7 protein-coding genes are annotated in these 4,613 nt (G+C 31.3%); 1 reads left to right on the forward strand and 6 read right to left on the reverse strand.

From position 1 onward, the window contains the following. Positions 1-1,169 (forward strand): relaxase/mobilization nuclease domain-containing protein (locus F3G86_RS09870; RefSeq protein ID WP_149723754.1); only part of this gene is annotated, 1,169 nt, incomplete at its 5' end. 77 nt (positions 1,170-1,246) lie between these two features. On the opposite strand, the gene F3G86_RS09875 is transcribed toward F3G86_RS09870, so the two are convergent. The 6 genes from F3G86_RS09875 to F3G86_RS09900 all read right to left on the reverse strand — a co-directional run bounded on the left by F3G86_RS09875 (position 1,247) and on the right by F3G86_RS09900 (position 4,549). Further along, complete coding sequence (locus F3G86_RS09875) at positions 1,247-1,516, reverse strand: hypothetical protein (protein ID WP_103588998.1); 270 nt, start codon at positions 1,514-1,516, stop codon at positions 1,247-1,249. After that, complete coding sequence (locus F3G86_RS09880; RefSeq protein ID WP_103588999.1) at positions 1,516-2,331, reverse strand: nucleotidyl transferase AbiEii/AbiGii toxin family protein; 816 nt, start codon at positions 2,329-2,331, stop codon at positions 1,516-1,518. Before F3G86_RS09880 ends, F3G86_RS09875 begins: the two co-directional genes overlap by 1 nt. After that, positions 2,325-2,711, reverse strand: a complete 387-nt coding sequence (locus F3G86_RS09885) for a hypothetical protein (protein ID WP_103568039.1) — start codon at positions 2,709-2,711, stop codon at positions 2,325-2,327. The genes F3G86_RS09880 and F3G86_RS09885 overlap by 7 nt, the downstream gene beginning before the upstream one ends. A gap of 83 nt (positions 2,712-2,794) precedes the next feature. Further along, a complete protein-coding gene (locus tag F3G86_RS09890; RefSeq protein ID WP_103568038.1) occupies positions 2,795-3,457 on the reverse strand; it encodes an AAA family ATPase in 663 nt (220 codons plus the stop codon). A gap of 21 nt (positions 3,458-3,478) precedes the next feature. Next, positions 3,479-3,778 carry a hypothetical protein gene (locus F3G86_RS09895; protein ID WP_103568037.1) on the reverse strand — a complete coding sequence of 100 codons (300 nt, stop codon included), beginning with the start codon at positions 3,776-3,778 and terminating at the stop codon, positions 3,479-3,481. 60 nt (positions 3,779-3,838) lie between these two features. Continuing rightward, positions 3,839-4,549 (reverse strand): hypothetical protein, encoded by a 711-nt coding sequence (locus F3G86_RS09900; RefSeq protein ID WP_103610254.1) that lies wholly within the window; start codon positions 4,547-4,549, stop codon positions 3,839-3,841. Positions 4,550-4,613: the final 64 nt, after the last annotated feature.

The raw sequence follows: 4,613 nt of genomic DNA on the forward strand, positions 1-4,613 counted from the left end.
CTAAAAATGAAAGAGAGCATACAACTAAACTTTTAACTAAAAGACGTGGATATAATTCTCAAGTCTTGATAAAAATTACTGGCAAGGATCAAAATTTTAATCAACTTAAAAGCCATATAAAATATATTAGCCGAGACGGCTTACTTGATGTTTTTATTAATGATCCTTTAGAAAGTGATAATGAAATTTTTATTAATGATATAAATGAAATAGCTGCAACATTCCAAGATGGGGTTTATGATATTCCCAATAAACATGATGTTGAAAAACTAAAATTAAAAGAAAAAAACGAGGTAGTGCATATGGTTTTTTCTATGAAAGGTGAAAATAATATCCCTGTCGAGGAAATTAAAAATGCTGCAATAAAAACCATTAAAGAAAGATTTTTAAATAATCATTTTATATTAGCAGTCCATCATGACACAGATAATCCTCATTGCCATTTGGATTTAAAAAGTGTTGATTGTAATGGAAAAAGAATTAAAATTTCTCCAGCTGATTTGGATATGATGCGTGATGAGTTTGCAAAGAATTTAACCGATTTGGGATATAAAGCAACAAATTTTTCTTATAAAAATAAGAAATTTTCTAAGAATAAATTTCCAGACGTTTGGGATGGACATAAGCCGCATCATTACAAGATAACTGGATATGGTGAAGCAAAATATAATTTTTCACTAGATGAGCATACCGAAGAGTCGTATTATGTTAAATTTGAGACAAGTAAAGGGAAAGAAACTATTCTTTGGGGCAAGCATTTAAGGCAGTTAATGAAAGATTATAATATTACAAATGGAGATTATGCTAGGTTTGCAGTAACTGCTCAGGAACCGATTGTAAAGAAAATTTATGATAAAAAAACTAAACAATGGTGCGAAAAAACTCTTTATAGGAATGTGTGGGATTGTTCTGTAGAAGGAAAGAGAGAAGTTGAATTGACTCCCCTCAGTGAAGCTGAAAAGAAAAAGACTGAATATAAAATTCTTTCCAGAAGTGACACAAAAGTTGTTGCTCCATCCTCGCAAACAAAAGATGTTAATCCAAAACAAAATAAAACTGACTCAAGCAAAGCTCAAATTTTACAAGCTAAACAAAAGGTTGTGGAAAATACAACAAATATTGATAGCAAAAAAGCTAATAGTCTTAATAAAAAAGATTTTAACAGATAGACACATCTGCTTGTTATCTTTGGGGATTGTTTTAATTATCTCTATTTCTTTACGGTATAGCCATAACCTACATGTAGTCATGCTAAAATTTTCAATTTTAGATACCCAGACAAGCTCATAAACTGAGCTTTCGCTTCATTTTCTAGTCTTTCTTTTTCGCTTGGCATAAGATATATTGCAACCGATACCGGTTTTTCACCCACTTTTTTGGGACGTCCAGCATTGCTTTTTTTCTTTTCATTACTATCTGCAGCACCAGAGTTTATAAATTCTTCCACATTGCTACTTGCTGCAATGTTGGCATTGTTTACAAATGCAAATCCATTTTTCTTATCCAATATTCCCATTATCTTTCCTTTTCTTTTGTATTCTTGGTTTCTTTTATTTTTATGACTCCACTTTCTACTTTTTTGACATATGCTATACCAAGTCTAGACAGAACGGCTTTTGAACTATCATTTTGCTGTTTTTGAGATTGTGTTGCATCTCTTTGTATTACTGGCTCTAGTAGAGTATTGATACGCCTTAATACATCTTGAGTATAAGTATCAGTTATGTGAATTTTGTCTTGTGATATAAGTTTATGTTGCAAACTTTCATCTTTTAAAAGTAAATTTAGTTCATCCTCGCCACAGTAAAAGATCTTTTCTCGTATTCCAAAAAGATTTTCTTTGCTAAATTTGTCAGGATAAGTTTGTAGTAGATACCCTAGATCATAAAAATCTCGAATTTTATCTCTGCCACTAAAAGCAACTCCTTTCATTTTTATAAGCTCATCCACACAATAGACGTTAACACCATTTATATTTTCAAAATTTAAAGTCTTGGATCTCAGTAGGTCTTTGTTTCTGCTACTAACTTCTATTTTTAGTGGATAGCTGCCGTAATGAGAGGTTGCACCATAATCTATCATTGCTCTAAAAACAGTGTCGGTATCTTTTTTAATATTTATATTCCAATTACTAAAATCTTTATGGCGCTTTAGCTTGTTTATAAAATTCATATTGTTGGTTGTGCAATCCAAATCAATGTCTTCTGAATATCTATTTAGCCCATAATATAAACTAAGTGCCGTTCCACCTTTTAAAACAAAGGTATCCCCAAGATATGGCAAAATTTCTTTTATAAGTTTAACTCTATCTTTTTGATATTGCTCTAGCATCTTTTATCCTTAAAATATAGCTTTGTTAATTCAAATTTCATAAAATCATCAACTTTTTTGTTTTTATTTATAAGCTTTAAATAGTTGAAAAGTTCGCTTTCCTCGTTATCATCCAAGTAATCTTGCACGCAGTTCTTGAGACCAGCTGTTTCGCCTTTATAGACTAAATCAGCTATCGCTCTTGCATAATTTGCTACATACTCTTCTTTATCAAGCATCTTTACATATCGCCTTTGTATCCCCAAAGAACCTAAAATTTCATTATTCTCGTAAGTTTTTATATTGTTTTTATTGGCAAAATAAAGCAGTGGATGCCAGTCGGCGATTGAACCATCAAGCCTAGGTATATTTAAAGCTTCCCAGCCAGATATGTATGCCATTATTTTTTTCTTCCTTTGATTTTAGCCTTTTAATTCAATATATTATATTATTTTAAACTTTATAAAATAATATAATATTGTTTTTAATTATTAGCAAAATTGACAAGTTCGTTAAAGAAGCCTTCGAAATCAAGCTTTGCGTTTTCGTTATCTTTGCAATATTCGCTCACACCCATTCCTGCTGAAAAGGCATTTCTATATGCCTCGCGTTCATAGATTATGCTATTTGCTAGAAAAATATCTTCTAACTTCTTTTCGCTAATATATTCACGTAGTGCTTCTACTTTTTTAGCTAGAAAAGGATTTGGTGAAGCTTTAGAGATAACTATTAGTGCCTTTGAATTCGGATTGTAAATTTTCGCTTGATTAAAAACTAGTATCATTTTGTTCAAAACGGCAATATCAAGATCGCTCGGAATAACTGGGATAATAGCAATATTGCAAACAGCTAACGCTTGTCTCATTTCTTGGCTATCACGTCCACCAGTATCAATTACTACACTATCATACTTTTGCTTTAAGCTTTGTATCTCTTTTAGCATCGATGATCCAAGTTTTGAAACAGCATTAAATAGTAGTGGTAAATTTGCATCAGCTCTAATATCAGTAAAAACATCTATACTTCTTTGAGGATCAGCGTCTACTAAAAGAGTGTCATCTTTCATAAGACCTAATTTTATGGCTAAATTTATAGCAATATTTGTTTTTCCGCTACCACCTTTTTCATTGCAGACTGCTATTACCATTTTTTATCCTTTAGACTATGCTTATTGTTTTTTAGTTCCGTATTTCTCGACTAATTTTTCCCATTTACTTGGCTCATTTCCCCATTTTTGAGTCAACCTTGATTTTCTGTCATATGCAGTTTGGCAGTTTTTCATTTGTGTTGTATTTAAATTTGCATTTTTGTTTAACTCGCACCACTGAACCAATTCTACTAGCAATTGTTCATTATCCCTTAAATATTCAAATGTATATTCTTTATCGCCATACTTAGATCCTTCGCCACAACCAATAAGCATGATTGTTGCTGCTGCACCAAGTGCAATTTTGCCTAGTAATCTCATCTTTTTTCCTTTGTATTAAATTATTTTTTACTATATTAAATTATTTTAAAATTTAATATATTAATAGTCACCATCTGTGACAAACTCATATTCTATTTGCCATTTTCCACCACCAAAGTGTAGATCGTTTTTAACTAATGGACAAGGTAAAAATGCTCCATCTCCTTGTGCTACCATTTCACTAAAACGAGGTAGTTTTTTTTCATCAAAACCATTCTCTAAAGCTTGATTTGAAAACATTAATCCCTCTCTTATTCTTTTTAAGAAATATTTATATCCCAACATATTGTTAAAGCCATGATGACTTAATACCTCATTCTTGGTAGCATTATTTTTTAGCCATTCAATGCTATCCTTTTTAACTAAAATTTGTAACTCAAAAAATTCTTGATACAAGATACCTTCATAAAGAAGTTGTTCTAAATCACTTTTTGCAATTTTTGCGACCTCTTTAAGCGAGTTAGCAAACTTACTGTCGGCAATTTGTCTAAACCATATTAGTGGAATTATCCTACGATTGCCTACGCCTAAAGACTCTTCAATGCCGCCATTACTGCTATAAAAAATTCCCCAAAATATTCTTTGACTAAAAAAATTAGCTAGTGCTTGATCTTGTTTTGCTACTAAGGCTTTTGTTGTGTCAAGCAGTCTTTCGTTTGGATAAAAGCCAAGCTTTTCGATAGCTTCTTCACCGATTTCTTCTATAAGGTGCGTATACCATACTCGAGCTGGAAAACTATTAGGATAATCTTGCGGTTTATTCGGCAGCATCTTTTCTCCTTTGTTTTAAATATAAAAGAATTCTAATATAAAAAAGTTTAAAATAATATTAAAT

This window comes from Campylobacter concisus (assembly GCF_902460595.1).
GTDB lineage: Bacteria > Campylobacterota > Campylobacteria > Campylobacterales > Campylobacteraceae > Campylobacter_A > Campylobacter_A concisus_BL.

What these genes read in the sequence shown, in the direction of transcription:
- F3G86_RS09875 (WP_103588998.1), bottom strand. Translation starts at nt 1,516, where the DNA reads ATGGGAATATTGGATAAGAAAAATGGATTTGCATTTGTAAACAATGCC.
- F3G86_RS09880 (WP_103588999.1), bottom strand. Translation starts at nt 2,331, where the DNA reads ATGCTAGAGCAATATCAAAAAGATAGAGTTAAACTTATAAAAGAAATT.
- F3G86_RS09885 (WP_103568039.1), bottom strand. Translation starts at nt 2,711, where the DNA reads ATGGCATACATATCTGGCTGGGAAGCTTTAAATATACCTAGGCTTGAT.
- F3G86_RS09890 (WP_103568038.1), bottom strand. Translation starts at nt 3,457, where the DNA reads ATGGTAATAGCAGTCTGCAATGAAAAAGGTGGTAGCGGAAAAACAAAT.
- F3G86_RS09895 (WP_103568037.1), bottom strand. Translation starts at nt 3,778, where the DNA reads ATGAGATTACTAGGCAAAATTGCACTTGGTGCAGCAGCAACAATCATG.
- F3G86_RS09900 (WP_103610254.1), bottom strand. Translation starts at nt 4,549, where the DNA reads ATGCTGCCGAATAAACCGCAAGATTATCCTAATAGTTTTCCAGCTCGA.